25 protein-coding genes and 7 tRNA genes are annotated in these 26,950 nt (G+C 68.5%); 14 read left to right on the top strand and 18 right to left on the bottom strand.

Annotated features, from left to right (window positions below):
* Positions 1–8: 8 nt before the first annotated feature.
* Both EV651_RS28785 and pgsA read right to left on the bottom strand, forming a co-directional pair.
* On the bottom strand, positions 9–878 hold the full coding sequence (locus EV651_RS28785) for a phosphatidylinositol mannoside acyltransferase (protein WP_133788371.1): 870 nt from the start codon (positions 876–878) through the stop codon (positions 9–11).
* Positions 878–1,534, bottom strand: coding sequence for a phosphatidylinositol phosphate synthase (pgsA, locus tag EV651_RS28780; protein ID WP_133788370.1), 657 nt, complete (start codon positions 1,532–1,534; stop codon positions 878–880). The genes EV651_RS28785 and pgsA overlap by 1 nt, the downstream gene beginning before the upstream one ends.
* 109 nt (positions 1,535–1,643) lie before the next feature.
* Here pgsA and EV651_RS28775 point away from each other — a divergent pair, with 109 nt between their 5' ends.
* Both EV651_RS28775 and EV651_RS28770 read left to right on the top strand, forming a co-directional pair.
* Complete coding sequence (locus EV651_RS28775; RefSeq protein ID WP_238157252.1) at positions 1,644–2,603, top strand: hypothetical protein; 960 nt, start codon at positions 1,644–1,646, stop codon at positions 2,601–2,603.
* Positions 2,604–2,676: 73 nt separating this feature from the next.
* Entirely contained in the window at positions 2,677–3,597 is a 921-nt protein-coding gene (locus tag EV651_RS28770) for a hypothetical protein (protein WP_133788369.1), read from the top strand.
* Positions 3,598–3,645: 48 nt separating this feature from the next.
* Here the strand turns inward: EV651_RS28770 and EV651_RS28765 are convergent, their stop codons facing one another.
* Positions 3,646–4,215, bottom strand: coding sequence for an HIT domain-containing protein (locus EV651_RS28765; protein ID WP_130386047.1), 570 nt, complete (start codon positions 4,213–4,215; stop codon positions 3,646–3,648).
* Complete coding sequence (gene thrS, locus EV651_RS28760; RefSeq protein ID WP_133788368.1) at positions 4,212–6,233, bottom strand: threonine--tRNA ligase; 2,022 nt, start codon at positions 6,231–6,233, stop codon at positions 4,212–4,214. The genes EV651_RS28765 and thrS overlap by 4 nt, the downstream gene beginning before the upstream one ends.
* A 161-nt stretch (positions 6,234–6,394) precedes the next feature.
* On the opposite strand from thrS, the gene EV651_RS28755 reads away from it, so the two are divergent.
* From EV651_RS28755 to EV651_RS28745, 3 genes are read left to right on the top strand one after another with little or no spacing between them, the layout of a single operon-like run.
* Entirely contained in the window at positions 6,395–7,336 is a 942-nt protein-coding gene (locus EV651_RS28755) for an ATP-binding cassette domain-containing protein (protein WP_133788367.1), read from the top strand.
* Positions 7,333–7,974 carry a DedA family protein gene (locus EV651_RS28750; RefSeq protein WP_133788366.1) on the top strand — a complete coding sequence of 214 codons (642 nt, stop codon included), beginning with the start codon at positions 7,333–7,335 and terminating at the stop codon, positions 7,972–7,974. The genes EV651_RS28755 and EV651_RS28750 overlap by 4 nt, the downstream gene beginning before the upstream one ends.
* The gene (locus tag EV651_RS28745) at positions 7,971–8,765 is read left to right on the top strand and encodes an ABC transporter permease (protein ID WP_133788365.1); all 795 of its coding nucleotides are present in this window, start codon (positions 7,971–7,973) and stop codon (positions 8,763–8,765) included. The genes EV651_RS28750 and EV651_RS28745 overlap by 4 nt, the downstream gene beginning before the upstream one ends.
* Positions 8,766–8,825: 60 nt before the next feature.
* Here the strand turns inward: EV651_RS28745 and EV651_RS28740 are convergent, their stop codons facing one another.
* The 4 genes from EV651_RS28740 to EV651_RS28725 all read right to left on the bottom strand — a co-directional run bounded on the left by EV651_RS28740 (position 8,826) and on the right by EV651_RS28725 (position 13,925).
* Positions 8,826–10,364, bottom strand: coding sequence for a ParA family protein (locus tag EV651_RS28740; RefSeq protein ID WP_133788364.1), 1,539 nt, complete (start codon positions 10,362–10,364; stop codon positions 8,826–8,828).
* Between the two features lie 215 nt (positions 10,365–10,579).
* A complete protein-coding gene (locus tag EV651_RS28735; RefSeq protein ID WP_133788363.1) occupies positions 10,580–11,245 on the bottom strand; it encodes a response regulator transcription factor in 666 nt (221 codons plus the stop codon).
* Complete coding sequence (locus EV651_RS28730) at positions 11,242–12,798, bottom strand: sensor histidine kinase (RefSeq protein WP_133788362.1); 1,557 nt, start codon at positions 12,796–12,798, stop codon at positions 11,242–11,244. The genes EV651_RS28735 and EV651_RS28730 overlap by 4 nt, the downstream gene beginning before the upstream one ends.
* Before the next feature lie 47 nt (positions 12,799–12,845).
* Positions 12,846–13,925: a GntR family transcriptional regulator gene (locus EV651_RS28725; RefSeq protein WP_133788361.1), complete on the bottom strand. Its 1,080-nt coding sequence runs from the start codon at positions 13,923–13,925 to the stop codon at positions 12,846–12,848.
* Positions 13,926–14,038: 113 nt separating this feature from the next.
* On the opposite strand from EV651_RS28725, the gene EV651_RS28720 reads away from it, so the two are divergent.
* Together EV651_RS28720 and EV651_RS28715 are read left to right on the top strand one after the other, a co-directional pair.
* A complete protein-coding gene (locus EV651_RS28720; protein WP_133788360.1) occupies positions 14,039–15,496 on the top strand; it encodes a glycosyltransferase family 39 protein in 1,458 nt (485 codons plus the stop codon).
* A gap of 18 nt (positions 15,497–15,514) precedes the next feature.
* Positions 15,515–16,120: an SUMF1/EgtB/PvdO family nonheme iron enzyme gene (locus EV651_RS28715; RefSeq protein WP_133788359.1), complete on the top strand. Its 606-nt coding sequence runs from the start codon at positions 15,515–15,517 to the stop codon at positions 16,118–16,120.
* On the opposite strand, the gene EV651_RS28710 is transcribed toward EV651_RS28715, so the two are convergent.
* The 4 genes from EV651_RS28710 to EV651_RS28695 form a co-directional block, all read right to left on the bottom strand.
* Positions 16,106–17,089, bottom strand: a complete 984-nt coding sequence (locus tag EV651_RS28710) for an NADPH:quinone oxidoreductase family protein (RefSeq protein ID WP_238157251.1) — start codon at positions 17,087–17,089, stop codon at positions 16,106–16,108. The two genes, EV651_RS28715 and EV651_RS28710, sit on opposite strands and share 15 nt — an antisense overlap.
* Before the next feature lie 289 nt (positions 17,090–17,378).
* Positions 17,379–17,450 (bottom strand) — tRNA-Val (locus EV651_RS28705).
* 23 nt (positions 17,451–17,473) lie between these two features.
* Positions 17,474–17,544 (bottom strand) — tRNA-Cys (locus EV651_RS28700).
* Positions 17,545–17,576: 32 nt separating this feature from the next.
* Positions 17,577–17,649: transfer RNA gene (locus EV651_RS28695), tRNA-Gly, on the bottom strand.
* A gap of 175 nt (positions 17,650–17,824) precedes the next feature.
* On the opposite strand from EV651_RS28695, the gene EV651_RS28690 reads away from it, so the two are divergent.
* Entirely contained in the window at positions 17,825–18,643 is an 819-nt protein-coding gene (locus tag EV651_RS28690; RefSeq protein WP_133788358.1) for an aminotransferase class IV, read from the top strand.
* A gap of 128 nt (positions 18,644–18,771) precedes the next feature.
* Here EV651_RS28690 and EV651_RS28685 read toward each other — a convergent pair whose 3' ends face one another.
* Positions 18,772–19,332: a CGNR zinc finger domain-containing protein gene (locus tag EV651_RS28685; protein ID WP_130438463.1), complete on the bottom strand. Its 561-nt coding sequence runs from the start codon at positions 19,330–19,332 to the stop codon at positions 18,772–18,774.
* A 127-nt stretch (positions 19,333–19,459) separates the two neighbouring features.
* Between EV651_RS28685 and EV651_RS28680 the strand changes: the two genes are divergently transcribed.
* Positions 19,460–19,531, top strand: a tRNA-Val gene (locus tag EV651_RS28680).
* 568 nt (positions 19,532–20,099) lie between these two features.
* Here EV651_RS28680 and EV651_RS28675 read toward each other — a convergent pair.
* Positions 20,100–21,065: an aldo/keto reductase gene (locus tag EV651_RS28675; protein WP_133788357.1), complete on the bottom strand. Its 966-nt coding sequence runs from the start codon at positions 21,063–21,065 to the stop codon at positions 20,100–20,102.
* Between the two features lie 62 nt (positions 21,066–21,127).
* Between EV651_RS28675 and EV651_RS28670 the strand changes: the two genes are divergently transcribed.
* Positions 21,128–22,042 (top strand): tetratricopeptide repeat protein, encoded by a 915-nt coding sequence (locus tag EV651_RS28670; protein WP_133788356.1) that lies wholly within the window; start codon positions 21,128–21,130, stop codon positions 22,040–22,042.
* Between the two features lies 1 nt (position 22,043).
* Here EV651_RS28670 and EV651_RS28665 read toward each other — a convergent pair whose 3' ends face one another.
* Positions 22,044–22,484: a pyridoxamine 5'-phosphate oxidase family protein gene (locus EV651_RS28665; protein WP_133788355.1), complete on the bottom strand. Its 441-nt coding sequence runs from the start codon at positions 22,482–22,484 to the stop codon at positions 22,044–22,046.
* Between the two features lie 90 nt (positions 22,485–22,574).
* On the opposite strand from EV651_RS28665, the gene EV651_RS28660 reads away from it, so the two are divergent.
* The 4 genes from EV651_RS28660 (at position 22,575) to EV651_RS28645 (ending at position 23,888) form a co-directional block, all read left to right on the top strand.
* Positions 22,575–23,462, top strand: coding sequence for a sigma-70 family RNA polymerase sigma factor (locus tag EV651_RS28660; protein ID WP_238157250.1), 888 nt, complete (start codon positions 22,575–22,577; stop codon positions 23,460–23,462).
* A 158-nt stretch (positions 23,463–23,620) separates the two neighbouring features.
* Positions 23,621–23,693, top strand: a tRNA-Gly gene (locus EV651_RS28655).
* A gap of 49 nt (positions 23,694–23,742) precedes the next feature.
* Positions 23,743–23,813, top strand: a tRNA-Cys gene (locus EV651_RS28650).
* A gap of 3 nt (positions 23,814–23,816) precedes the next feature.
* A tRNA-Val gene (locus EV651_RS28645) sits at positions 23,817–23,888 on the top strand.
* 47 nt (positions 23,889–23,935) lie between these two features.
* Here the strand turns inward: EV651_RS28645 and EV651_RS28640 are convergent.
* The 3 genes from EV651_RS28640 to rsgA all read right to left on the bottom strand — a co-directional run bounded on the left by EV651_RS28640 (position 23,936) and on the right by rsgA (position 26,800).
* On the bottom strand, positions 23,936–24,760 hold the full coding sequence (locus tag EV651_RS28640; RefSeq protein WP_133788354.1) for an EamA family transporter: 825 nt from the start codon (positions 24,758–24,760) through the stop codon (positions 23,936–23,938).
* A gap of 177 nt (positions 24,761–24,937) precedes the next feature.
* On the bottom strand, positions 24,938–25,681 hold the full coding sequence (locus EV651_RS28635) for an SDR family NAD(P)-dependent oxidoreductase (RefSeq protein ID WP_133788353.1): 744 nt from the start codon (positions 25,679–25,681) through the stop codon (positions 24,938–24,940).
* A 36-nt stretch (positions 25,682–25,717) separates the two neighbouring features.
* Positions 25,718–26,800, bottom strand: coding sequence for a ribosome small subunit-dependent GTPase A (gene rsgA, locus EV651_RS28630; RefSeq protein ID WP_133788352.1), 1,083 nt, complete (start codon positions 26,798–26,800; stop codon positions 25,718–25,720).
* Between the last annotated feature and the right edge of the window lie 150 nt (positions 26,801–26,950).

The raw sequence follows: 26,950 nt of genomic DNA, 5'->3' as shown, positions 1-26,950 counted from the left end.
CTCAATTCTCACCCGTCGAGGAAGATCCGCTGCAGCATGTGCCAGTCCTGCGGGTGCTCGGCGATCCCGATCGCGAAGGCGTCGGCGCAGCGCTGGGTCATCGCCGCCGCGCCGCCCTCGGCATCGACCACGTCGTGGAAGGTGATGACCAGATCCGGGCCGTCGTAGTGCAGCGTCGCCGGGATCAGCGGCGCACCGGTCTTCAGGCTGAGGGCGGCCGGTCCGGCCGGCATCCGCGACGGCCGGCCGAAGAACGTGACCGGGACACCGCGCTCGGACAGGTCCCGGTCGGCGACCAGGCACACGAATCCCCCGGCCCGCAGACGGTCCGCGAGTACGCCGGTGACGTCGTCGTCACCGCCCGTCAACGGAAGCACCTCCATGCCGAGTTTCTTCCGGTACGCGATGAAGCGGTCGAACAGCGACTCCGGCTGCAGGCGTTCCGCGACCGTCGACACCGGCATCCCGGTCAGCCCGGCCCAGGCGCCCGCGTGGTCGTAGTTCGCCAGGTGCGGCAGCGCGCAGATCACGCCCTGCCCGGCGGCGTACGCGTCGCGCAGCACCTTCTCGTTGACCGTCCGGACCCGGCCGACGATCTGCTCGTCGGTCCGCTCGGGCAGCCGGAACGCTTCCTGCCAGTAACGCAGGTACGACCGCATCCCGGCGTGCGTGAGCTCGTCGATCTGGGCTTCGTCTGCTTCTGGACGCACGGCGGCCAGATTGCCGCGCAATCGCCGTACGCCGCGACCGTTGCCGCGGAACGTACGGTCCGCGGCGTACTGGAACAGCCACGTGACGGTCCGCTCGGGCAGGCGTCGTACCAGGGTCCAGGCGAGCGCGAAGGCCAGGTCGACGACCCGGTGCCGGACCCGTTCCATCAGGCCTTGGAGTCCGGCGGCGGCGTGTCGAGGCCGGCGTTGGACGGGTCGGCCAGGACCTGCTTGCGCACCGAGAGCGACCGCTGGACAACGGTGATCGTGCTCGCCGCGGCGACGTACCAGATCACGATCTCCAGCAGGATCGGCAGGTTGAGGACGTCGGAGAAGAACGCGAGGACCAGCGTGAACACCAGGCGATCCGCGCGCTCAGCGAGGCCACCGCTCGCCTTCAGGCCGAGGCTTTCCGCCTTGGCCCGCGCGTACGACGTGACCGCGCCCATCACCAGCGCCCACAGCGTCACGGCCGCCATCAGCGTCGAGTCGCCGGCCTTCGAGTTCGCGTAGAACATCACCAGGCCGCCGTAGACCGCGCCGTCGGCGATCCGGTCCAACGTCGAGTCGAGGAACGAGCCCCACTTCGACGACGTACCCGACGTCCGGGCCATGTGGCCGTCGATCAGGTCCGAGAACACGAAACAGGTGATCACCACGGTGCCGATCCACAGCTGGCCGCGCGGGAAGAAGATCAGCGCTCCGGCGGACACACCGATGGTGCCCACCAGCGTGACCACGTCGGCGCTCACGCCGAGTTTGAGCAGGAGGGTGGCGATCGGCGTGATCACCTTGGTCCAGAACTGCCGGAATCTGTTAAGCATGGCGACGCGATCGTAGTTCACCGGGGCCACAGCCCGGTGACACGGCACGGGTTTCGGCCTGCGCCGGGCCCTCGCACGGAGCATGCTGGGGGTTGAGGAGGTGACCGGGATGGGTCGCAGGCAGCTCGCGCGCGGGCTCGTCCTCCTCGCCGCGAGCGGTTGCACTGCCGGTTGCTCCGTCGCGCAGCGCGCCGACGGCTCGGCGCCGGCCCCGGTGCCGCCCTCGGTGGTCATTCCGACAGTCATCGCTCCCCCGCAGCCCGAGGGACTCGACGGTACGTCGGCAGCGCCTGGGCCGCAGGTGTGTACGGCGATCACGCGCCCGCTGACCGCGAAGTTCCACGGCCCGGTCACGGCCAAGCCGGGCGCCTGGAACGACGGCGGACTTCCGGCGATGGACCTCTGCACCCTGCTGCTCGGAGACCGGCCGGTCACGATCGGTGTGAGCGCGCTGCCGATCCAGCCGGACACGCTCAACCGGCTCGTGGAGAATCCCGGGGCGGTCGAGTCGCTGCCGGAGCTCGGGCCGGAAGCAACCATCAGCGAGTCGCGGATCGTCTTCCGGGTCGCGGACCGCGCGGTGCGGATCAGCCCGGCCGGCGGCATCGACCGCGATCCCGCGGACGGGATCGAGAAGGCGCGAGCGATCGCGATCGCGCTGGCCGCGCGGGACGCCGTACCCCGCACACTGCGGCCGGCCCGGCAGTCCGACCAGACATGTCAGCTGTCGACCGCGGGGGCCGAGCGGTTCATCCAGCTGCAGGTGCAGCTGCGGCGGGACTACCGGGTGAAGGGCGCGCTCACCTGCATCTGGGGAACGTACGACGCGACCGTCTCGATAGTGGAGGCGTTCGACCAAACGACAATCCCGGAGGCGCAGCAGGTCCCGCCGCCACGGTTCGCGCCGATCGGGCAGCCCGGGTACTACCTCCCGGAGGCCGGCGAACTCGTGTTCCGCCAGGGCCGCCGGGTAGTCCGCGTCACCGCGCTGACGAACCCACCACGCGAGGTCACCCTGGCCACGCTCACCAACCTGGTCGATCCGATGCTCCCACTCTTCTTGCGCTGAACTGTCCGGCGCTGAACTTTCTGGTCCAGACCAGCGTCCAACCACCATCTAACTGCAAATGGGGGTGGTGGAAATGCGCACACTTCTCAGGTACGGCGGACTTCTGGCCGTGGGGGTTCTGAGCGCCGGTCTCCTGACCGGAACGGCATCAGCACAGCCCAGCGCGACCGCTCGTAGCTGCGGGCTCAATCTCGGATCGGTGACGGCCGGCGGCGATCACCGGGAGCAGGTCATCACTGAGGAGGGTGGCGTGGTCGACAACTGGATCGTCGCCAAAAACCTCTTCCCCGACGGTCAGGTCCGGCTGAGCGCGACGGTCCGGTACGGCGCGGCAGAGGTCGGCGGGATGGCGCACGTGGGCCCGGTCATCATGGGCTCGACGATGTACGACAGCAGCTACGTGACGGCGGACGGCTCGGGGGCCGTGACACAGAAGCAACTCACCCGGGTCGGACCCGGCTGGGGGGTCTACCGGAGTCTCGACCGGTCGACGTACGTCACCGCGACCGCGAAACGCGAGACCGAGTACTCGCTGCGCAACGACGGCACGCTCTACCGCCGCAACGTCACCTACAAGGACGGTGTGGCGAGTCGGCAGATCACCGGATGGCAGTCCGGCTACCGGGGCGTGAAGGCGATGACGCTGATCAGCCAGACAGCGACGTACGACACGTTCCTGATGACGCTGACCTCCGGGAAGCTGTACACGGCCCGGCTGCCGTTGGCCGGCGGGCACATCATCCCGGGTGTGGTGAAGCAGGTCCGGCCCTCGACGTGGCAGGGGTTCGAGACGCTGGTGGCCGCTGCGTGTGACGACGGCGTGCTGCTGCTCGGCATCGACAAGGACACCGGCTCGGCGTACCTGTACAAGGTTGGCCACGCCAACGGTGCCGCGACCTCGATCAGGCTGATCCGCAAGGTGCCGGGCTCGTTCAAGGAGCCGGTCTACTTCCACTGGCAGCTCTTCAGCGGCGAGCGACTGGCAGGCGACTGAGCCGTGACAATCGCCCCACCCGATCCGTCGGGTGGGGCGATTTGCCCGTTACGGCCAGGACTTCGCGAGGAGGGCGCGGGTGTCCGGGAGGAGTTGGGGCAGGACCTTGGTGTGGGCGATCGCCGGCATGAAGTTCGTGTCGCCGGCCCATCGCGGGACCACGTGCTGGTGCAGGTGGGCCGCGATGCCGGCGCCGGCGATCTCGCCCTGGTTCATGCCGATGTTGAAGCCGTGCGCGCCCGACACCGTGCGGATCGCCTGCATCGCCTGCCGGGTCAGCGTCGAGACGTCCGCGACCTCCGCCTCGCTCAGCTCGGTGTAGTCGGCGACGTGCCGGTACGGCACGACCATCAGGTGCCCCGGGTTGTACGGGTACAAGTTCAGGACGGCGTACGCCGCCTCGCCGCGGTGCACGATCAACGCATCCGCGTCCGGCAGCCCCGGCAGCCGGCAGAACGGGCAGCCGGAACCGGCCTCATCACTGGTGGGTTTGTTCTCGCCCTCGATGTACGCCATCCGGTGCGGCGTCCACAGCCGCATGAACGGATCGGGCACCCCGACCCCGTCCTGCCCCACCAGTTCTTCAGGTGTGTACGGCGAGTCGGGGGTGTCCGTCATACCTGCACGCGCTTCGCTACGGAGTCGACGATCTCGGCCACGGCGTCGGCGATCGGTACACCGTTCTTCTGCGTGCCGTCGCGGTACCGGAAGGAGACCGACCCGGCCGACATGTCGTCGTCGCCGGCGATCAGCATGTACGGCACCTTGGCCTTCTGGGCGTTCCGGATCTTCTTCTGCATCCGGTCGTCGGACGCGTCGACCTCGACCCGGATCCCCTGCGCCTTCAGCTGCTTGGCGATCTCGAACAGGTAGTCCACATGCCCGTCGGTGATCGGGATGCCGATCACCTGCACGGGAGCGAGCCACGGCGGGAAGACGCCGGCGTAGTGCTCGGTCAGCACCGCGACGAACCGCTCGATCGAGCCGAACAGGGCCCGGTGGATCATCACCGGCCGCTGCCGGGAGCCGTCCGGCGCGGTGTACTCGAGCTCGAACCGCTCCGGCAGGTTGAAATCCAGCTGGATCGTCGACATCTGCCAGGTCCGGCCGATCGCGTCCCGGGCCTGGACGGAGATCTTCGGGCCGTAGAACGCGGCGCCGCCCGGGTCCGGGACCAGCTCCAGGCCGGAGCCCTCGGCAACTTCCCGCAGCGTCTCGGTGGCCTCCTCCCAGACCTCGTCGGAGCCGACGAACTTGTCCGGGTTCTTGGTGGAGAGCTCGAGGTAGAAGTCGTCAAGGCCGTAGTCGGCGAGCAGGCCGAGCACGAACGTCAGCAGGTTGCGCAGCTCGTCGCGCATCTGCTCACGGGTGCAGTAGATGTGCGCGTCGTCCTGGGTGAAGCCGCGGGCGCGGGTCATACCGTGCACGACGCCGGACTTCTCCAGCCGATAGACCGTGCCGAACTCGAACAGCCGCAGCGGCAGCTCCCGGTACGACCGGCCGCGGGCCGCGAAGATCAGGTTGTGCATCGGGCAGTTCATCGGCTTCAGGTAGTAGTCCTGGCCCTGCTTGCGGATCTGCCCGTCCGCGCCGCGCTCCTCGTCCAGGTGCATCGGCGGGTACATGCCGTCGGCGTACCAGTCCAGGTGACCGGAGGTCTCGAACAGCTGGCCCTTGGTGATGTGCGGTGAGTAGACGAACTCGTAGCCGTCCTCGACGTGCCGCTGGCGCGAGTAGTCCTCCATCACCTTCCGGAGCACGCCGCCCTTGGGGTGGAACACCGCGAGACCGGAGCCGATCTCGTCCGGGAAGCTGAACAGGTCGAGCTCGGTGCCGAGCTTGCGGTGGTCGCGCTTGGCGGCCTCCTCGAGCCTCGTCAGGTACGCCTTGAGCTCGTCGCGCGACTCCCACGCGGTGCCGTAGATCCGCTGCAGCTGCGGGTTCTTCTCGCTACCCCGCCAGTACGCCGCCGCCGTACGCATCAGCTTGAAGTTGCCGAGGTATCCCGTCGCCGGGACGTGCGGGCCGCGGCACAGGTCCTTCCAGGCCACGCTGTCGTCGCGCCGGACGTTGTCGTAGATCGTCAGCTCGCCGCCGCCGACCTCCACCGAGGCGCCTTCCGCGGCGTCGGCCGCCGAGCCCTTGATGCCGATCAGCTCGAGCTTGTACGGCTCGCTCGCGAGCTCGTCGCGCGCGTCGTCGTCGGAGACCACCCGGCGGCTGAACCGCTGCCGCTCCTTGATGATCTGCTGCATCTTCTTCTCGAGCTTGGTCAGGTCCTCCGGCGTGAACGGCGTCGGTACGTCGAAGTCGTAGTAGAACCCGTTCTCCACCGGCGGGCCGATGCCGAGCTTGGCCTCCGGGAACAGCTCCTGCACCGCCTGCGCGAGGACGTGCGCCGTCGAGTGCCGGATGATCGCCCGGCCGTCCTCCGACGCCGCCTTGACCGGCTCGATCTCGTCCCCGTCGGCGACGACCCGGGACAGGTCCCGCAGCTCACCGTTGACCCGGGCGGCGATGGCGGAGCGGTCCTGACCGAAGATCTCGGCGAACAGCTCCCCGATCGTCGTCGTCTCGGTCACACTCCGCTCAGCCTCGCCCTCGACGCCGATCAGGTGGACCTTGACTTCCGACACGTGCACTCCTCAGGTCTCGACCAGCCGAATACCGGTCACGCACAGATGGTATCGACACACCTGACGAAAGTAGGGGCCGGGACCAGCCGCTCGTCCGATGTGCCGGGGGCGCCTGCATTTCTAGGTTCGAGGTACCACAAGAACCAGGAAAGGGCCCCGGCGTGATCACGCTCGAAGGACTCACCAAGAGGTACGGCGCGACGACCGCCGTGGACTCGCTCGACCTCACCATCTCCCCCGGCCGGGTGACCGGCTTCCTCGGGCCGAACGGCGCCGGCAAGTCGACCACGATGCGGATGATCCTCGGCCTCGACAGCCCGTCCGCGGGCACCGCGCTCGTCGACGGACGCCCGTACGCCGACTGGCCGCGCCCACTGACCAAGGTCGGGGCCCTGCTCGACGCCAAGGCCCTGCACCCGCGCCGGTCCGCCCGGGACCACCTGGTCGCGATGGCCCACAGCAACGGCGTCCCTGTGACCCGCGTCGACGAGGTGCTGTCGATCGTCGGCCTGGACACGGTGACCAGGAAACGCGCCGGGCAGTTCTCGCTGGGCATGGGCCAGCGGCTCGGTATCGCCGGCGCGCTGCTCGGCGATCCCGAGGTGCTGATGTTCGACGAGCCGGTGAACGGCCTCGACCCGGACGGTGTCCGCTGGGTCCGGGAGCTGATGCGCTCGCTCGCGGCCGAGGGCCGCACGGTCTTCGTTTCCAGCCATCTGATGAGCGAGATGCAACTGACCGCCGATCAGCTGGTCGTGATCGGTCGCGGCCGCCTGATCGCGGACGCCGCGGTCGGCGACGTGATCGCGGGTTCTTCCAGGACGACCGTCGCCGTGCGGATCCCCGACCGGACCCAGCTCGCCGTACTGCGGGACCGGCTGGCGGCCGAGGCCGAGCGGGTCGACGCCGTCGAGGAGCGGCTGGTGGTGACCGGCGTACCGGCCGAACGAGTGGGCGATCTCGCCTACGAACTCGGCGTACGGCTGCACGAACTGGTGACGGAGCGCGCGTCGCTCGAGGAGGCCTATATGGAGCTCACCGCGGACAGCGTCGAATACGGCGTTGGATACGGCGTCGGATATGGCGTGGCGGTGGTGTCATGAGCGACGCGATCCTGCAGTTCGCCCATGAACTGATGTCGTCCTGGTGGATCTACCTCGCGTTGTGGGGGTTCGCCGCCCTGGACGGGTTCTTCCCGGCCATCCCGTCGGAGACGCTGGTCGTCACGGCAGGAGTGTTCGCCGCCGTCGGTGAGCCCAACCTGTACGCCGTCATCGTCGTCGCGGCGGTAGGAGCCTTCATGGGCGACCACATCTCCTACGCCCTCGGGCGCGGCGCCGGCGGACGAATGCTCGACCGGATGACACCAGGGACCAAGCGGTACGCCGCGGTGCTCTGGGCCCGGCAGGCTCTGGCCGAGCGCGGCGGGCTGGTCCTGGTCGTGGCCAGGTACGTGCCCGGAGGACGTACCGCGGTCACGCTGACGATGGGATCGGTCCGCTATCCGCTCCGGCAGTTCTCCGCGTTCGCCGCACTGGCCGCGGCCAGCTGGGGTATCTACTGCAGCCTGGTCGGATACATCGGCGGGAAGGCGTTCGAGGACAACCCGCTGAAGGGCGTGATCCTCGGCATCGGCCTGGCGCTCGCGGTCACGCTGGTAGTCGAGGTCGTCCGGCATCGGCTCAAGAAGCGGCGTCAAGCTCAAGTAGAGCCTGAGCTCGTGGAAGCGGGTGGACGATGAGTACTGCGACCCTCACAGTGGGAACCGGCTCCGGTCTGTCGAACGCGGTTCGGTCGGAGTGGACCAAGCTGTGGTCGGTCCGGTCCAGCTGGCTCAACATCGTGGGTGCCGCCGTACTGAGCACGTTGCTCGGGATGCAGTACGGCTGGGGACTCGCCTACGACAACACGCACCTCCAGCCGGGCGAGGTCGCGGAGCAGCAGCCGATCGGGCAGTTCGGCGTCTCGGCGATGCTGATCGTGCAGGTGGTGATTGCCGCGTTCGCCCTGCTGACAGTCACCTCGGAGTACGCGACCGGCAGCATCCGGTCGACCCTGCAGTGGACACCGGTGCGGCGGGACGTCGTACTCGCCAAGGCCGCCGTCCTCGCACCGGTTCTGTTCGCCTACGGGATCGCAATGGCGGCGCTCGCTTCGGTGGCAGGAGGTCTGACCGCAGGTTCCTGGGCTGACTGGGACGCCACCGACCTCGCGGTCGACCTGCTGGCTGTCGGTTTCTACGCGACTGCTGCCGGCCTCTTCAGCGCCGGAATCGCCTGGTTGGTCCGCAGCACCGCCGGCACGCTGACAGTTGCGTTCCTGCTGCTTCTGGTGGTTCCGCTGATGCTGGGCCAGGCCTCATTGCGTGCGCTGGTGTGGACAGCGGCCCTCCTGCCAGGCGGGGCCGGCCAGAACTTCCTGACAGGTGCCACGGACCCGCTCTCCCCCACCCTGAGCGCGGCGATCCTGATCGCGTGGGCAGCCGGCGCACTGGTCCTCGGTGCGAGCATCCTCAAACGACGCGACGCCTGAACAGCAACGCGGCGGTCCGGAAGTGTCCGGACCGCCGCGTTACTGTGCTCAGTGCAGTGCTCAGCGCGGGGTGTTGAGCGCGATGGTGATCTGCTCCGAGACCCGGGCCGCGAGTTCCAGGGCGGCGCGGCGGGTGTTGGGCTGCAGGGCGTTGTGGTCCAGCGGACCTTCCGCCGCGATATGCATGTCGGTCGGGATGTCGATGACGGCGGCCGCACGGGAGTCGAAGTACGGCCGGAGCTGCTTCTCGACCTCCTTGTTGACGTCGCCGGGGCCGTTCGAGACCGCGATCACCGCGCGGCGGATCAACCGCTGCGCCTCCGGGCCCTGGTTGTCGAGCTCCTCGAGCATCTGCACGGCGGCCGCGCAGGACAGGCTCTTCCACTTGATCGGGATGACGAGGGCGTCGGCCGCCTTCATCGCCTCGCGCCAGTTGCTGGAGCCCTCGTTGTTCCCGGTGTCGATCACGAGCACCTTGTAGAACCGGCTCAGCAGGCGGTGGATCTGGTCGAAGTCCTTGGCCTCGATCTGCGCGTACGTCGTGGTCGCCGAGGTGAGGACGTCGTACTGGCCGGCGACCTGGTGCCGCAGGTACGCCGCGACGTCGCCGAGCCGGGCGTCCGGCTGGGTCAGCATCGGCATCGCCTGCAGCATGTCCGTGACCGTCGACCGGGAGTTCGTGTCGTGGGTCCGCAGGTGCATGTTGCCGCGCAGCTCGTTGTTGTCCCAGGCGACGACACCGCCGCCACGGGCCTGACCGAGCGCACCCGCGAGCATCAGGGTGGTCGGCGTCTTGCCCGAGCCGCCCTTCGGGTTCGCCACGACGATCGTCACCGGACGGCGGAAGGCCGTCGCCGCGGTCGCCCGCGCGATCCGCTCGGAACGCTCGGCGCTACCTGGACGCAGCTTCAGCATGCTCCGCATGCCGCGCTCGGCCGGAGCCTCCCGCGGCAACGGCAGCGCCTGGATCAGCTCGTCGGCGCGGTAGGACAGGTTCTGCGGGGGCTGCTGCGCCTGCTGCCCCGGGACGCCCTGCGGGAAGAAGTGCTGAGCGGCCGGCGACAGTGGCTGACTGCCCTGTCCCGGCTGGGGCGCCGGAGCGGCCTGCGGAGGCTGAGCAGGCGGGAACTGGGCTCCCTGCGGCGGCGTGCCCTGGTCCTGCCCGGAAAGGTGGAACGACGAACCGCCGAACACCGGGCTGTTCTGACCGGCATCCTGAGCGGGAGCAGCAGCCTCGTCGGTGGCTGCGGGCTCGGCCTCCAGACCGGCCTCGTCGTCCTTCTCCTCCGGTTGGGTCCACGACGCAGCACCCGGCTCAGCGGCCGGCTGCGTCCACGACGGGGCCGGTGCGCTCGGCTGCGGCTGGGTCCACGGCGAGGTCTGGTCGAGGGGCTTGGCGGCAGGTCCGGACCACGAGTCGCCCGGGAACTCCTGCGACAGCGCGTCCGCCTGCTCTTCGGATTCCTCGACCGGTTCGGCGTCGGGCGTCTGGTTAGGGTCCGGCTGGGTCCAGGAGGGGGTCGGCTGCCACATTCTCCGGACCTCGGCCGCCGCCGCTTCCCGGTCCTTGTGCTGTCCGGAGTTGTGCGAGTCGGTCACGACCTGGATCCCCGATTCTGTGAGAGGGGGCGGGTGGCCCCAGGAGGCTTGCTGGGTGGTCCGGAGAGGTGAGGTCCCCGGGAGGGTCCCACTATCCCATGACCCGGTGTCCTTACCACGTCACCACCCGGAGCGTCCGATGACGGTTCCGCAATCAGTATCCAGGCTCGTGAGGGCCACGCGTCGCGGTGACCCGAAGCGGCCAGCTACACCCTTCAGCCCGTGACCAGACCGGCTTCGTAGGCGACGATCGCCGCCTGGACCCGGTTCTTCACACCGAGCCGCAGCAGTACGGCACTGACGTACGCCTTCACGGTCCCCTCGACCAGGTACAGCCGTCCCGCGATCTCGGCGTTCGACAGGCCGGCGCCGACCAGTCCGAGCACCTCCAGCTCCCGGGGAGTCAGTACGGCGACCTGCTCCTTGGCGGCCGCCGCACGGGCCATCGCACCGCCACCGGCGCCGGCACTCAGCTCAGCAATCACCCGCTGCGCGACCTTCGGGGAGAGATAGGCGGCGCCTTCGGCTACTGCCTTCAGGCCCGAGATCAGCTCTCGCGGGTCGCCGGACTTCAGCAGGAAGCCGCTCGCGCCGTCGCCGAGCGCCCGGGCGATGTAGGCGTCCTCCGAGAACGTCGTGAGGATGACGACCGCCGTGTCCGGGACGGTCCGCCGGATCTCTGCGCCGGCGGCCAGTCCGTCCATCCGCGGCATCCGGATGTCCAGTACGGCGACGTCCGGCCGGTGCCGCCGTACCGCTTCCACGGCTTCGACGCCGTCGGCCGCCTCGGCAACGACCTCGATCTCGTCGTCGGTGCCGAGGATCGCGCGGACACCGGCCCGCACCATCGCCTCGTCGTCCGCGAGCATCACCCTGATCATCCGTTGCCTTCCGGGGTCGGTGGGACAGAACCGCTCTGTACGACGGCCTTGGCGACCAGTACGCCGTTCGCGAAGCACAGGCGGTACACGTAGTTGCTCGAGAACGGAGGAGCCGGCCGGTAGTACCGGCAGCTCCAGCCGGCCGGTGGCTGGTAGCCCTCGCCCGGCGCGTCGATCATCTGCATCCGCGGCAGCACCTTCGCCACGTCCGCTTCGGACTGGCCGATGGTGAGTCCGTCGTACTGCGGCGGTCGCAGGATCGCGCTGTAGCCGGCGACGAGGTAGTAGCCAAGGGCAACCGCACCGACCACGGCACCTAGTAGTACCGGCGCGGCAATGGCAGTGATCAGGCCACGCTGTGCGCTCCGCCGTACCGTGGCTCGCTCAACCGCGGCAGTGGGCGGCTCCGGTCGGCCGCCCGCCCGAGGCATCGTGGCAGTGACCCGGAAACCACCACCTGGTCGTGGACCTGCAGTGAACGACCCGCCAGCGAGCCGGACGCGTTCACGCAGTCCGTCGAGGCCACGCCCACCTGGCGGCGCGGCCACTGGCTGGCTCGCTCCGGTGTCGACAACCTCCACCTGTACGTCGTCCTCGTGTGTCGTCACGCTGACCGTCACCGACGCACCAGGTGCGTGCTTGCTCGCATTCGTCAATGACTCCTGCACCACGCGGTGCACGGCCCGGTCCACCATCGGCGCCAGTACGCCGTCAACGTCCTCGGTCAGCTGCACCGCGAGACCGGACGCAGCAGCGCGATCCACCAACGCACGCACGGTTTCGTCATGCGGGACGGTCGGTGCGTCCTGATCACGCAGTACGCCGACGATCTCGCCGAGCCGCTCCGTCGCCGTGGCGGCCGACTCGCGTAGCTCACCAGCAGCCCGTCGGTGCTCCTCTGGCAGGGACGGGTCGAGTTCGAGCGCTGCCGCGCGCAGTGCGATCAGGCTGAGCTCGTGACCGACCGAATCGTGCATGTCCTCGGCGATCCGGGACCTCTCGCGCAGGCGCTCCTGGTCGATCTCCATCTGCTGCTCGCGCTCGATCCGCTCGGCGCGCTCCCAGCCTGCTGTTGCCAGCAACGCCTGCTGCGCCCGGTAGCGCCCCATCAGCCACGGCAGCACGACCAACAGTAGTGCGAGCAGAAGCAACATCAGCCACGTCAGCACTGCCTCTGTCGCCTGAGCTCCCCGGCGGATCGTCAGGGCGAGCAATAGCATCCCGAGCAGCGACCAACTGCACAGGAGCACGAAGTGCTTCAGCTGTGTTTCCCGTCGGCCGGCCAGGTAGCTCAGTAGGCTGATCGCCGGTACCAGGGCGATCTGCACGCCGTTCGTCGTACCGAGTGCGAAGGCGACGATGACGATCTCCGTCCACGCCACCGCGCCCAGAGCCACCAGCGGCCACCTGCGTCGCCCGATGACCGCGAACGCCAGGACCGCGAGGCAGGCACCGCGGACCCAGTACGGGTCGTGCCGCGCACCGCTCTCGGCGAGCACGAGGAAGCTCAGCGCGGCCCACAGACCCACGTCCCCCAGGCGGCGCCACTTCATGACGTAGACGCTACACAGTGGCAGTGCGCACGCCGTACTGCCGAAAGTCAGGTCTGCGCGTCAATCAGCTCGAACGGTACGAGGGACAGGTTCGGCACCGGCTCACCGCGCAGCTGCGCGAGTAGCAGGTCCACGGCACGCCGCCCCATCTCTGCCTGGTTCTGCCGGACATGCAGGTACGGCGGTCCGCCGATGGAGTCCCCCGGTGAGTCGAAGCAGGCGACCACTCGGTCACCGCCGAGCGCCCTGTCGACCATGCGGGCCAGGTTGTACTCACACGCGAAGTACGCCGTCACTTCGGGTCTCTGATCGCGGAAGGCGCGAATGGTGTCCATGTCCGCCCGTACGCTCTCAGTGGTCGTCGAGCCGGGCAGCGTGCTGCGCAAGTCCGTCAGCTCGTAGGGCTGACCGTGCTTCTGATCGGCGAAGGCGGCGCGGAAGCCCTCGAGCCGGTCCTCGATCGAGGAGGTGTTCACCGGCGGCGGCGAGACGAAGGCAACGTGCTCATGTCCCCGCTCCAGCAGCCGTGTGGTGAGTGCACGAGCAGCGGCCACGTTGTCGGTGTGCACCGCGGCCACAGGAATGCCGGAGAGATGACGGTCCACCACAACCACCGGGAACCCGTCGAGCACCTGCCGGAGCAGGCTGGCGTTGTAGAAGTCGCCGTGCACCGGGAACACGATCAGACCGTCCACAGTGGCCACCAGCGAGTCGACAGCCTTCTCCTCATCGGTCTGCCGGCCGTGCGTACGCCGTACCACCAGGTGGGCGCCGTACTCCGCGCAGCGCTCCTCGATCGCGTTGAGCAGGTCCAGCCCGTAGGCCTCGGACATATCAGGCACGATCAGCGCGATCGATCGGGCCTCGCGGCGCGGCGCCGGGCGCAGCGGCACGGTCAGATCGGTGAGGTCGGGCAGCCGACGTACGACGAACGTCCCCTTGCCACGGACGCGTTCGACCAGACCGGCCTCCCGCAGGACCTCCAAGGCGCGCTTGGAGGTGATCCGGCTGACCGCGAACTGCGCCGCCAGCTCCATCTCGGACGGAACCCGGTCCCCCGGCCGCAGCGCGCCCCGGCGGAGCTGCTCCAGCACGTGAGCGCAGATCCGCTCGTACAGCAGTGCCACAGCTCCTCCTCTCGCCGGTCCGGTTGACATATCCAATCATCCCGGACTGTCGGTGGCGGGGAACGTGAGCAGTTGAACTAGTCTCGGCCCCCTTCGGCTGACACCATGCCGCCATGACCCGTCCACCGGTGCCTGCGTTCGCTCTACGGCCTGTGGCGACCGTCGCGTTGCTCGTGGGCGCGGTGCTCACCGCACTGTCCGGACGCTACGGCTACCACCGCGACGAGCTGTACTTCATGGTCGCAGGGCGGCATCTCAGCTGGGGGTACGTCGACCAGCCGCCGCTGACTCCGTTCATCGCGCGCGTGTCGACGGCTGTCTTCGGCGACACCGTGATGGGGCTTCGGGTGCTGTCGACGTTGAGCACTGTCGCCACGATCGTCGTCATCGCGCTGATCGCGCGGGAGTTCGGCAGCGAGCGGCGCGGTCAGATCCTGGCGGCCGTCTGCGCCGCGGTGTCCGGCTTCGTGATCGGCGTCGGGCATCTGGTCTCGACGGCGACGTACGACCTGCTTGCCTGGATGCTGATCGGTCTGTTCGCGGTGAAGCTGCTGCGGTCGGGCGACGGCCGCTGGTGGCTCGCACTCGGGCTGACGGCCGGGATCGCATTGGAGAACAAGTACCTCGTCGTGCTGCCGATCGGCGCGCTGTTCATCTCGCTGCTGATCGTGGGACCGCGCGGAGTGCTGCGATCGTGGTGGCTGGTCGCGGGCGTGGCGGTCGCGGGGCTGATCGCGTTGCCGAACGTGCTGTGGCAGTTCCAGCACGACTGGCCGCAGCTCAGGGTCGCGAGCGGGATCAGCGAGGACGACGGCACCGAGAACCGGATCATGTTCGTCCCGCTCCAGCTCTTGCAGCTGTCACCGTTCCTGGTCCCGGTGTGGGTGGCCGGCTTCCTGCGGATCTGGCGGCAGCTCCGCTGGGCTCGCTCCGTCGCGCTGGCGTATCCGGTGTTGTGCGTCGTTGTGCTCGTGACCGGCGGGAAGTCGTACTACGCATTGCCGCTGCTGCTCGTGCTCGTGGCAGCCGGTTGTGAGCCCGCGCTGCGCTGGGTGGATCGTCATCGAACCCAGGCTGTCGTCGCTTTCGTCCTGACTGCCGTGACGTCTGCCCTCTTCACACTGCCGGTCCTGCCGGCGTCAGCCGCCGACCTCGTCATCCCGTTGAACAAGGAGCAGGGCGAGCAGATCGGGTGGCCCGCGTTCACCGCGTCCGTCGCCAGTGCGTGGGACCAGATCCCGTCCAAGGAGCAAGCGACTCTGTTGACCGGCAACTACGGCGAGGCCGGAGCGCTCGTGCGCTACGGGCCTGCGCACGGCCTGCCGACGCCGTACTCCCCGCACATGAGCTTCTGGGAGTGGTCGCGGCCTCCGGACGCCAACACCGGCCCAGTGCTCCTCGTCGAGATCGAACGGACCCCGATCTTCGAGTCGTACTTCCGCGACTGCAAGCAGGTCGGCACCGTGGACAGCATCGTCTCGAACGACGAGGACGGCACCGCCTTGGTCCTGTGCAGCGCGCCCGCGGAGCCCTGGTCCACCTTGTGGCCGAAGATCCGGCAGTTCTACTGATCCGCTTACGGTTGGACGATGCCCGACCTCGTCGACGTTCCTGCTGGACTCCTGTTCCTGCGCGACGACCGGGTCGGCAAACGCTGGCATGTGAACCTGCCTGCCTTCCGTCTGGCCCGGTACCCGATGACTCACGGGGAGTTGCCGCTCAGCGGCGTCAGCTGGTACGACGCGGTTGCCTTGTGCAATCAGTTGTCCTCGGAGGCCGGACTGCCCGTTGCGTACACGATCGAGGGTGAGCAGGTGGACTGGGACCAGTCCTCCCCCGGTTTCCGACTGCCCACCGATGCGGAATGGCAGTACGCGTGCACCGCCGGCACACCTGCGTATCGCTACGGTCCGCTGGACGAGATCGCCTGGTACGCCGGGAACTCCGACGGCCATGCGCATCCCGTCGGGCTGCTGACTCCGAACGCGTGGGGGCTCCACGACATGCTCGGCAACGTCTGGGAGTGGTGCTGGGATCTGTACGACGCGGAGACCTACGGCGCCTACCGGATCTTCCGCGGCGGCGGCTTCGCCGACGGGGAGCGCTCTCTCGGCTCCACTGTCCGCCGGCGGTCACATCCGACGTTCGCGATCGAGGACCTCGGTTTCCGGGTCGCGCAGTCAGTCGTCGGCTGACGGCCTCAGGGCGAGCTTGCCGACGGTGGTGCCGGACTCGAGTTCGGCCAGAGCCTTCGGGCCGTCGGCGAGGTCGTAAACGCTCGGGCGGCCGGGTGGGTACACACCGGCCTTGATCAGTTCGTCGAGCTCTGCGAGGACCTCGGCGAACAGTTCGGGTGCGTGCTGGATCGTGGTGGTCAGGTGCTGGCCGATCACGTGCACCGGGTGTTTGAAGTTGAGCTCCCAGTTGCTGATCGACGACTCACCGGCCGCGGCTCCGATGACAACGACCTTCCCGGTCACCCGGCGCGCAACCTCGATGCTCTGCCGGAACGTGTCGCCGCCGACCGATTCGAGCACGATGTCGGCGCCGCGCCCGCCCGTCAACCGGCGTACCTCCGCGACCAGGTCCGCCACCCGGTAGTCGATCACGTGATCCGCGCCAAGCCGCCGTACGACGTCATGCTTCGACGCGGACGCTGTCGCGATGACCGTTGCGCCGTAGTGCTTGGCGATCCGCACCGCCGCCTGCCCGACACCGCCGGCCGCGGCGTGGATCAGCACGGTGTCACCAGCGGTCAGCTGTCCGAGTGGCCGGAGAGACGCGAGAGCGGTTGCCCAGTTCAGAACCAGGCCGAGGGCTTCGTCATCACTCCAGCCGTTGGGCACCGGTACGACGGCGTTCGCGGGCATCACCACGTACTCCGCGAACGCGCCGGCGCCCGTTCCGATGACATGGTCGCCGAGGGCCGCATTCGCCACGTTCTCCCCCAGGGCGACGACCTCACCTGCCGCCTCGAAACCCGCCAGGTACGGCGGCTTCGGGCCACCGTCGTACGTGCCTCGCGTCTGCATCACGTCGGCGAAGTTCACCCCGGCGGCGCCGACTTTCACGAGCACCTCCCCTGCCCCCGCCACCGGCACCGCGACATCCACGACCCGCATCACACCCGGCCCGTCCAACGAAGGCTGTTCCAGCGCCCGCACGACCTCACCATCCCTCACTCATGTTTGATGATGATCGTACATCTGTTCGCCGCCGATCAAACTCCATCCCCCAACGGCAGCCGAGCGAAGCGAAGGGACGGGTGAGGGAGGCGCCGCACTGGGGAGATAACGGCCCGACCCAACCACCGCAGCCGAGCGAAGCGAAGGCGCACAGGGGGTGCGGGTGGCGGAGCCCCCGCCGGGCGGCAAGCGAAGCGCAGCCGCGCAAATGACGAAGGCGAGGCGGTCAGCGCAAGTATTGCGCGACACACCTCGCCCATCGCCTTCGTGGACGATACTGGGATCGAACCAGTGACCTCTTCCGTGTCAGGGAAGCGCGCTACCGCTGCGCCAATCGTCCAAGGGAACCTCGTGGGGTTCTCGAGGTGGAGACGGGATTCGAACCCGTGTACACGGCTTTGCAGGCCGTTGCCTCGCCTCTCGGCCACTCCACCACTGAGAAAGCTGGCCTGCCGAACCCTCTCCGAGCGGACGACCGGGTTCGAACCGGCGACCTCAACCTTGGCAAGGTTGCGCTCTACCAACTGAGCTACGTCCGCACTGCGACCGGTTTCCGCTGTCTCCGGCGCGAGAAGAACATTAGCCCATCTCCGCGCCAGTTCAAAAATCGGGGTCCCCGGTACGTCGACGTACCGTCATCAACTGCTCACCTTCGGACTCCCGCGCGGACCCAGATCACCTGCGCACTAAGGTGTTCCGCGGAAGGAGCACCACATGCGTATCTGGCTGAACGGCGCCTTGCTGGACGACGAGGCGACGGTCTCGCCGCTCGACCACGGGCTGACCACCGGCGACGGCGTTTTCGAGACGATCAAGATCGAGAGCGGCCGCCCGTTCGCGGTCCGGCGGCATCTCGACCGGCTCGTCCGCTCGGCGGTCGGTCTCGGCCTCCCGGCACCGGACGTCGCGGCGATCGAGGCGGGTATCGACGCGGTGGTCGCGGCCGACCCCGGTATCCCGTTCGGCCGGTTGCGGATCACGTACACGGGCGGTGTCTCTCCGCTGTCGTCGGACCGCGGTACGTCGGGCCCGACCGTGCTGATCGCGACGCAGGCGATCAAGCGCCCGGCGCCGGTGTCCGAGATCGTCACGGTCCCGTGGGTGCGCAACGAGCGCAGTGCGGTCGCCGGCCTCAAAACCACGTCCTACGCCGAGAACGTCCGCGCCCTCGCCTACGCGAAGGAACGCGGCGGCAGCGAGGCGATCTTCGCGAACACGATCGGCAACCTCAGCGAAGGCACCGGCTCGAACATCTTCTGCGTGTACGACGGTGAGCTCGTCACGCCGACCCTCGAGTCGGGCGCACTGGCGGGCGTGACGCGCGCTCTCGTCCTCGAATGGTTCGGTGGCGTCGAGCGCGACGTACCCCTGGAACAGCTCTTCGAGGCCGAGGAGATCTTCCTCACATCGACAACCCGCGACGTCCAAGCCATCCGGCGTGTCGACGCCCGCGAACTCCCCGCCCCCGGCACCATCACCGCCCAGGTCGCCAAGATCTTCACCGAACGCTCCACCGACATCCTGAACCCCTGACGGCGCGGACCCCAGCCACTCAGCAACTACCCATCGGGCGGTGGTCCGGCCGATCGCCGCGTGGCGACAGGTCATCGGAGGGGGCCCGGTAAGTAGTTGGTGAGTGGCTGGGGTCCGCTTCGTGGCGGTTACTCGCCCGAGGCTTTGCGGCGTTCGCGGTAGGCGGCTACGTGCAAGCGGTTGCCGCAGGTGCGGGCGTCGCAGTAGCGCTTGGAACGGTTGCGGGACAGGTCGATCAGGGCGTCGTCACAGTCGGGCGCTTCGCATCTGCGCAGACGTTCACGCTCGCCGGCCGAGATGACCTGCGCCAGCGCGATCCCACACTCCACCGTGATCCGGCACGCCAACGACGCACCCGCGCGGGAGTAGTGGATATGCCACGGATGCCCGTCGTGGTTGGTCAGCCGCGGAGTCGACGTACCGCGCGCGATGATCGCGTTGATCATCGTCGCCGCCGACGCGTCGGAATCCGTGGTGAACACCGGCGCGAACAACGGCCGCAGGTCGCGGACCTCGGCCAGGTCCTTGTCCGTCAGTGTGTCGACCGCGCTGAACTCCCGTTCCTGGACGAACTTCTCCAGTTCCTCCAGGGTCTCCAGCGAATCGACCTGACTGTTCGGCCCGGGCATCGTGTTGACGAGCCGGACCAGCGTCCCGAGCGCCTGCTCGGTGTCGTGCGAGAAAGTCACAATCACGTCTCCAACGCGACGGGGTCTCCGTCCTGCAGCAAGAGTAGCCCGGCCCGATTAGATCGTCGCTTCATCATGCGCTATGGTTTCACCCGCAACACCACACAAGAAACATCAGCACCACCCCGGGCGATTGGCGCAGTGGTAGCGCGCTTCGTTCACACCGAAGAGGTCACTGGTTCGAACCCAGTATCGCCCACGAAGTCGACAGGCGACGTGTGTCCGCGGAAAGCGCGGACCTCGTCGCCTTCGTCATTTGTGCGGCTGCGCTTCGCTTGCCGCCCGGCGGGGGCTCCGCCACCCGCACCCCCTGTGCGCCTTCACTTCGCTCGGCTGCGGTGGCTGGGTTGAGCAGTTACCTCACAGCGGGTGGTTCCGTTTGTGGGTCACACTCACCACATCGCCAACTGCCCCACGGTGGACGCCTTCGCTTCGCTCGGCTGCGGTGGCTGGGTTGAGCACTCACCTCACCAGCGGTGGTTCCGTTTGCGTTCACCCACCCCATCCCCCCGGCGCACACCTTCGCTCCACTCGGCTCCGCGGCTGGGTTGGGCAGTTACCTCATCAGCGGTGGTTCCGTTTGCGGGTCACTCACCACACCCCCACCGCCCCTCGATGCACGCCTTCGCTTCGCTCGGCTCCATGGCTGGGTTGGGCAGTTACCTCACCAGCCGTGGTTCCGTTTGTGGGTCACCCACCACGTCGCCGACCGCGGTCGGTGGAGGCCTTCGCTTTGTGGGTGGGGTTGCGGTTCGTAGGGCGCTGGGTCAGGCGTTGTCGAGTTGGGTCATTAGGTTGGCGTCCAGTTGTAGGTCGACGGCTGCTAGGGCTTCTTCGAGTTGGGGGATTGAGGACACGCCGATGAGGGGGACTACGCCGTGGTGGATCAGCCAGGCGAGGACTACCTGGTTCGGAGACGCGCCTAGATCGCCGGCGATCTGACGGAGGGCTTCGAAGCGGACGTACGCCGTTGGGTGCGCGTACCCGCGCTGTGGCCAGAACGGCCGATCCGGACGCACGTAGGATCCTCCGAGCAACGGCTGGTACGCGACCAGGGTCAGGTCGGGGTTCTCCGACAGATAGTCGAAGTGCTCGATGCCGGCATGCTGGAAGTGCGGTGTCCCGCGGCGCAGGACCCCTTGTAGCGCAGGCGGATTCGGCCACAGGTAGCTCGAGTGTTGCTGAATCACGGAGTACGGCGCGACTCCCTGGGCGACCGCTGTCTGGCGTGCACGATCGAGTCGCCACGTGGCGGTGTTGCTGCACCCGACCAGATCCACGACCCCCTCCGCGGCGAGTCGGCCGAAGGCGGCAACGGTCTCGTCCAGCGGCGTACTGCGGTCGTCGATGTGTGCGTAGTACAGGTCGATCCGGTCGACACCGAGCCGGCTGAGGCTTCCCTTCACCGCCGACGAAACGGCCGACGCACTCAAGCCCTCCCAGTGCGCGTCCCCCGGATCGCCCGGGACGGTCGTCCGCGCGCCGCATTTGGTCGCGATCACGAGCGAGTCGCGATTACCGCGGGATCGCATCCACTGCCCGAGCAGTTCCTCGCTCTCACCGCCGTGGCCGACCCACTGGTTGTAGTTGTTCGACGTATCGATGAACGTCCCGCCCGCCTCCACGAAGCGGTCCAGAATCGCGAAGGCAGTTTCCGCGGGCGTCGACGTACCGAAGTTCATCGCACCGAGACACAACGCACTGACCGGCCTGCGGTTCCCCAGAGACACCATGTCCACCAGCCTGCCTCTTAGACCGTGCTCCAAGTCAACCCCGGCAGGGGCAGAATGGCGCGATGACCAGAGAGCCGGGTGACGTTGCGCAGGAGTGGCAGGTAGCGGACGAGGCGGGGGACACCGAGCGTGTCGGGCAACTTGTGCGCGAACTGACCGAGCTCCTGCCGGACTCCTTCGGGGCCTGGTTCGAGGCCGCCATGCACTCGAAGGCACGCTGCGAGTGGGCGGACGCGGCCGAGCGGAACCGGCGGGCCATGGCGCTGTTCTCCGACCAGGAGCGGCAGGAGTTCGAGGGCGCGAATCCGGCCGCCTGGAACCTCGGGATCGCTGCCACTGCGCTCGCGGATTGGAAGACCGCCCGGTGGGCTTGGGCGGAGTACGGCATCGGCACGATCGAGCCCGGTCAAGGTCCGATCGACCAGGACTTCGGCCTCACGCCGATCCGGGTCAATCCGGATCGGCCGAGTCTGCGGCACCAGGTGGTTCCGGAGTACGGGGACACCGAGGTCGTGTGGTGCTGGCGCCGGAGTCCTGCGCATGCGGTGATCTCGAGCGTGCCGCTGCCCGAGTCCGGTCATCGCTTCCGGGACGTCGTACTGCACGACGGCGAGCCGAAGGGCGAACGGGAGTTCGGCGGCCGGCAGCTGGCGGTCTTCGACGAGCTCGCACGGCTCCAGGACTCCGGGATGGCCACGTGGCAGGCGCAAGTGGTCGGCGCCGAGACCGAGGACGTCCACGCGCTCGCCGATCTCGCCGGACCTGCGGGGCTCGGCGTCGACAACTGGTCCGGCATCAGGGTGATGTGCTCGGACTGCTCGCACGGTTCGCCGGACGCACACGACCACGCGCCTGCCCCGACGGACGCCGCCATGCTCGGACTGGCCGGCTCCGAAGCCGAACTGCGGGCCTGCCTGGACACCTGGACAGGGCAGCGGCCGCACCTCACTGTGTCGGAGCTGACGTTCCTCTGGTGAGTCAGACGATCCAGGCGCCGTTGTCCATCAGGACGCGGTCCTTGAGTTCGTTGACCTCGCGCCAGGCCTGGATCTTCGTCGGTGTGACGCGGAAGAACGGATAGTTCGGCAGCGGACGCGGATCGAAGCCCGCCTTCGCCGCGAACGCCGCGCCCTCGGCCTCCGACACCTCCGTGGTCGAGACCGTGCCGGCCACGTGGATCACGTCGCGTATCTCCCCCAGCGTCAGCTGTACGACGGGATTCGCCAGCAGGTTGCGCGCCGTCGGATTGGAGCGTGACGTCGACAGCAGCAAGGTCCCGTCGCTCCACAGGAACGAGAGCGGCATCAAGTACGGCGTACCGTCGAGGGACGCCGTGGACACCCACGCGTCGACGTCCTTCTCCAGACGGTTCAGGGTGTCCTGCTTGCGGACCTCCAACGGGCGGGCCTCGGCCGTCATCGCTCACTCCTCTGTCACATCTGGTGCTCGTGCTCCGTCAATCGCATGACGGCCCTCGGCCGGTCAGTGTGACAGGTCAACGGACGACAGGTGAAGGACGTGATCCGGATGGGCGGGGACGACTGGCTCGCGACGCGGTTCGAGCAGAACCGGGACCGGCTGCGGGGCATCGCGTATCGGATCCTGGGCTCAGAGCCCGAGGCGGAGGACGCGGTCCAGGAGACCTGGATCCGGCTCAGTCGCAGCGACAGCGCGACGATCGACAACCTGGGCGGCTGGCTGACGACCGTGGTCGGGCGGATCTGCCTGGACATGCTGCGGACCCGGCGCGGGCGGCCCGAACTGCCGGTCGGCGAGCACTCCCCGGTCCTCGCGGACGACGACGTACCGGATCCCGAACTCGAAGCAGTGCAGGCCGATTCGGTCGGGCTAGCACTGCTAGTGGTTCTCGAGACGCTGTCGCCGGCCGAGCGCCTGGCGTTCGTACTGCACGATCTGTTCGCCGTACCGTTCGACGACATCGGACCGATCATCGGCAAGTCTCCGGCCGCCGCCCGCCAGATCGCGAGCAGGGCGCGACGACGGGTCCGCGGTACGCCGGAACCGACCGACGTCGACGTGGTGCGGCAGAAGGAAATCGTCACCGCCTTCCTCGCGGCAGCACGTGGTGCGGACTTCTCGGGCCTCCTGCAGGTGCTCGACCCGGAGGTCGTCGTACGCGCGGACGCGGGCGCAGCGGCCTACGGCGGTACGCCGGGACTCGCCGGAGCCGGCCGGGTCGCGCAGGAGTTCTCCGGGCGAGCCGCGGCCGCGAAACTGGTGCTCGTCGACGGAATGCCTGGCCTGGTGTGGATGCGGCGCGGCGAACCGCTGATTGTGTTCTCTTTCACCGTCGTCGACGGGCGTGTCGCCGCGATCGATCTCCGAGGCGATGCGGAGTACCTCGAAAACGTCGATCTGGTGTCGCTGAAGGCGTGACCGGACGGCGTGGCGAGTGGACAGAATCGGTGGGACTCGTGTGACGGATGGGGTGCGATTCAGGCTCGTGACGACCCGGTGAAATCGGGATTTTGTCCGGGCGGAAAGTGCGCTACTGTTCTGCTCTCGCACCGAGCGGAAACGCGGCGGAGCGCAGTGCGGACGTAGCTCAGTTGGTAGAGCGCAACCTTGCCAAGGTTGAGGTCGCCGGTTCGAACCCGGTCGTCCGCTCGGAGAAGGTTCGGCAGGCCGCCGCCGCACGTGGCGGAATGGCCTCTCTGGTGGAGTGGCCGAGAGGCGAGGCAACGGATTGCAAATCCGTCTACACGGGTTCGAATCCCGTCTCCACCTCGAGGACGATTGGCGCAGCGGTAGCGCGCTTCCCTGACACGGAAGAGGTCACTGGTTCGATCCCAGTATCGTCCACGAACAACAGGCGGCAGGTGCGAAAGCACCCGCCGCCTGTTCGCGTTTCAGCGGCGGCTCTGGGCTGCCAGCGCCAGCAGAAGCACCGCAGCGCCTAGCAGTGCTAGCGGCGTCAGGCGTTCGTGAAACGCGAGGACGCCGATCGCTGTGGCCACTACTGGTTCTAGCAGCGCTAGGATTGCTGCCGTCGACGCTTTGAGGGTTCTCAGGCCGAGGTAGAACAGGGTGTAGGCGAAGGCCGTGGGGACGAGGCCGAAGTACGCGATCAGGAGCCAGCCGACGAGTGAGGTTGGTAGCGCGGCGAAGGGTGCCAGGAACATGGCGCCTGCGGCGAAGCCCAGGAGCGCAGCGGTCTGGGGGTCTGGCGCCTTGCGGTTCAGGAGCGTTGTCAGTGAGTACCCTGCCGCGGACATCACGGCTGCCGCGATACCCGTGAGGTCGGCCGTGCCGCTGGTGGCGGACAGGAGCACCAGGCCGACCACGGCAGCGAAGAGTGCTGGGGTCAGGCGTTCGCGCGCAACGATCGTGATGAAGATCGGAGCCGCCCCTAAGGCGATCACGGTGGCTACGCCGACGCCTACCCGTGGGATCGCGGTGAAGTAGCCGAGTTGGCACGCGGCCAGGCCCAAGCCGCTCAAGACGTGGCGGACCGGGCCGGCCATGAGCACCGGTCGGAGCGGAGCTCGGCGTACGGCGAGGCGCGCGAAGGCCAGCCACACCACGGCTGCGGCCAGGCGCCAGAAGGACGTGGACAGCGGCGTGAGGCCGGCGTACTTGGACAGAAGGGCGCCGGTCGGGCCGCCGGTACCCCAGGCCAGGGCGGCGAGAACGACGTAGACGAGGGCACGCCTCGTCGAGAGACGATGATGCATCGGACACTCCGGGAAGGTGTTCGCAACGAGTGGTCAGGGCGTCTGCGAACAGCCCGAAGAAGCCCAGGCCGGAAGACCTGAGCGCGAGGATGCCGTCCGCTAAGCGGCGGCCGGCGGAGTGATGATGCGATGCACGAGAAGGACCCTAACCAGTCCCCCGGTGTCGAGCGAACGGATTTACATCCGCAGGTACGAGCCGCCGTTGAAGTCGAGGACGGTCCCGGTCGCGAACTCGGCTTCGCGCGACGCCAGGTACAGGATCGCGGCCGCGACCTCGGACGGGTCGGCCACGCGTTCCAGCGGGCTCTCCAGCCGGCGGCGGTCGTACCCGTCGCCGGCCAGGTTCACCGCGGCCATGTCGGTGACCGTCCAGCCGGGCGCGATCGCGGTCACTGCGATCCCCTCCGGTCCCAACGCCCGCGCTAGCGACTGCGTGAACGAGACGATCGCCGCCTTGGAGGCGCCGTACGCCGGCTGGTTCGGCTCACCTCGGAACGCGCCGCGGGACGAGACGTTCACGATCCGGCCGCCGCGCGACATGTGCCGCACCGCGCACCAAGTGACGTTGGACGGCCCAACGAGATTCACCGCGAGCGTGTCCGCCCACGCCTGCTGCCATTCGGCGTACGTCGTCTCGCGGATCCGGTGCGGGTGGTAGACGCCCGCGTTGTTCACGAGTACGTCGATGCCGCCCAGCGCCGTGGCGGCGTCCGAGACCATCGCCTCGATCGCCGCCGGATCCGCCAGATCTGCCTGCACCGTCAGATGCCCTGAGCCCGGCAGCTCCTTCAGCACCTGCGCCGCGGAGTCCGCGGAGGCGCTGTAATGGATCGCCACCCGGTCACCCGCGGCAGCGAACGCCCGCGCCGCCGCCGCACCGATCCCCCGCGAAGCCCCCGTCACCAGCACCGATCGGTTCATACGCCCGATCCTTTCACTGCTGAACAAAACAGCAAACTACGGTCGGGGCTTGTAGTCCCGGCGGTAGGACTTGCTGACCCGGACCCGCTCCTTCTTCGCCTCGGTCCGGAGCCGGATGTCCGCACGACGCGCCATGTACGCCGCCTCGCGCCGCAGCTTCACCCAGCTGTCGTAGCGCCGGTACGGCAGCGACCCGTCCTCCAACGCCGCCTGCACCGCGCACCCCGGCTCCATCACATGCGAGCAGTCCTTGAACTTGCACTGATCTGCCAACGCCGTGATGTCCGGGAACGCCGCGGCCAGCCCCTCACCGCTCTCCTGCAGACCGATCCCCCGCAGCCCGGGCGTGTCGATCACGACCCCGCCCTGAGGCAGCGCAATCAGCTCGCGCCGTACCGAGGTGTGCCGGCCCTTCCCGTCCTCCCGGATGTCCTGCACATCCAGCAGCTCCACGCCGGCCAGCGCATTCACCAGCGACGACTTGCCCGCGCCACTCGAACCTAGCAACGCTAGCGTCGCGTTCCCCAAGTCCTCAGAACCGCGGAGCAGCGCCCGTACGTCGCCCATACCCGCGCCGGTGGTCGCGCTGCACACCAGCACGTCGGCGCCCGGCGCGGCGACCGCCACGTCCTCGGCCACTGACTCGGCGTCCCCGACGAGGTCGGACTTCGTCAGTACGACGACCGGTCGCGCACCGCTCTCCCAGGCCAGCGCCAGGAACCGCTCGATGCGCACGATGTTCGGCTCCGGGACCAGCCCGACGACGATCGCGATCACGTCGACGTTCGACGCGAGCACCTGCCCGCGCGACGAGCCGCCGACCTCTGCCCGGACGATCGTCGTACGGCGGGGCAGGACCGACTCGAGCGTGATCCGGTCGTCCGGCCAGAACCGCAGGACGACCCAGTCCCCTGTGCAGGGGCCGGCCTGCGCGTCGGCGGCGATCTCGGCGAGCAGCGCCCCGGACCAGCTGGCGCGAACCGGTCCGTCCTCGGTGAACACCGTCGCCAGGCCCTTGTCGACCCGGGCGACGCGTCCCGGTACGAGGTCCTCCGGGACGGACTGCAGAAACTCGGCCGTGGAACTGTCGAGTCCCAGGGCCTGAAGCGTGGCTGACATGCGGCGAACCTTTCAGAGGGTCCGGCCGCGAGATCAGCTCAGCGGACGGACAGTACGGGAGACAACGGCCCACCGGGCCTGTTGCAAGCTCATGGCGGGTGCCTCCCTTCCGAATCCCAGCGGTCCCGAGCCGGGACCGTGTGTCGCGAT

It is taken from the genome of Kribbella sp. VKM Ac-2571 (genome assembly GCF_004362255.1).
GTDB lineage: Bacteria > Actinomycetota > Actinomycetes > Propionibacteriales > Kribbellaceae > Kribbella > Kribbella pratensis.
The sequence above is the reverse complement of the archived record's forward strand: the minus strand, read 5'-3'. Positions and strand labels throughout refer to the sequence as shown.

Excerpts from the sequence above, each read along its gene's own strand:
- EV651_RS28715 (WP_133788359.1), top strand. The coding sequence starts at position 15,515 with ATGCCCGACCTCGTCGACGTTCCTGCTGGACTCCTGTTCCTGCGCGAC.
- EV651_RS28690 (WP_133788358.1), top strand. The coding sequence starts at position 17,825 with ATGCGTATCTGGCTGAACGGCGCCTTGCTGGACGACGAGGCGACGGTC.
- rsgA (WP_133788352.1), bottom strand. The coding sequence starts at position 26,800 with ATGTCAGCCACGCTTCAGGCCCTGGGACTCGACAGTTCCACGGCCGAG.
- EV651_RS28640 (WP_133788354.1), bottom strand. The coding sequence starts at position 24,760 with ATGCATCATCGTCTCTCGACGAGGCGTGCCCTCGTCTACGTCGTTCTC.
- EV651_RS28735 (WP_133788363.1), bottom strand. The coding sequence starts at position 11,245 with ATGATCAGGGTGATGCTCGCGGACGACGAGGCGATGGTGCGGGCCGGT.
- EV651_RS28675 (WP_133788357.1), bottom strand. The coding sequence starts at position 21,065 with ATGGTGTCTCTGGGGAACCGCAGGCCGGTCAGTGCGTTGTGTCTCGGT.
- EV651_RS28775 (WP_238157252.1), top strand. The coding sequence starts at position 1,644 with ATGGGTCGCAGGCAGCTCGCGCGCGGGCTCGTCCTCCTCGCCGCGAGC.
- EV651_RS28665 (WP_133788355.1), bottom strand. The coding sequence starts at position 22,484 with ATGACGGCCGAGGCCCGCCCGTTGGAGGTCCGCAAGCAGGACACCCTG.
- EV651_RS28720 (WP_133788360.1), top strand. The coding sequence starts at position 14,039 with ATGACCCGTCCACCGGTGCCTGCGTTCGCTCTACGGCCTGTGGCGACC.
- EV651_RS28750 (WP_133788366.1), top strand. The coding sequence starts at position 7,333 with ATGAGCGACGCGATCCTGCAGTTCGCCCATGAACTGATGTCGTCCTGG.
- pgsA (WP_133788370.1), bottom strand. The coding sequence starts at position 1,534 with ATGCTTAACAGATTCCGGCAGTTCTGGACCAAGGTGATCACGCCGATC.
- EV651_RS28730 (WP_133788362.1), bottom strand. The coding sequence starts at position 12,798 with ATGAAGTGGCGCCGCCTGGGGGACGTGGGTCTGTGGGCCGCGCTGAGC.
- EV651_RS28785 (WP_133788371.1), bottom strand. The coding sequence starts at position 878 with ATGGAACGGGTCCGGCACCGGGTCGTCGACCTGGCCTTCGCGCTCGCC.
- EV651_RS28770 (WP_133788369.1), top strand. The coding sequence starts at position 2,677 with ATGCGCACACTTCTCAGGTACGGCGGACTTCTGGCCGTGGGGGTTCTG.
- EV651_RS28670 (WP_133788356.1), top strand. The coding sequence starts at position 21,128 with ATGACCAGAGAGCCGGGTGACGTTGCGCAGGAGTGGCAGGTAGCGGAC.
- EV651_RS28745 (WP_133788365.1), top strand. The coding sequence starts at position 7,971 with ATGAGTACTGCGACCCTCACAGTGGGAACCGGCTCCGGTCTGTCGAAC.
- EV651_RS28765 (WP_130386047.1), bottom strand. The coding sequence starts at position 4,215 with ATGACGGACACCCCCGACTCGCCGTACACACCTGAAGAACTGGTGGGG.
- EV651_RS28635 (WP_133788353.1), bottom strand. The coding sequence starts at position 25,681 with ATGAACCGATCGGTGCTGGTGACGGGGGCTTCGCGGGGGATCGGTGCG.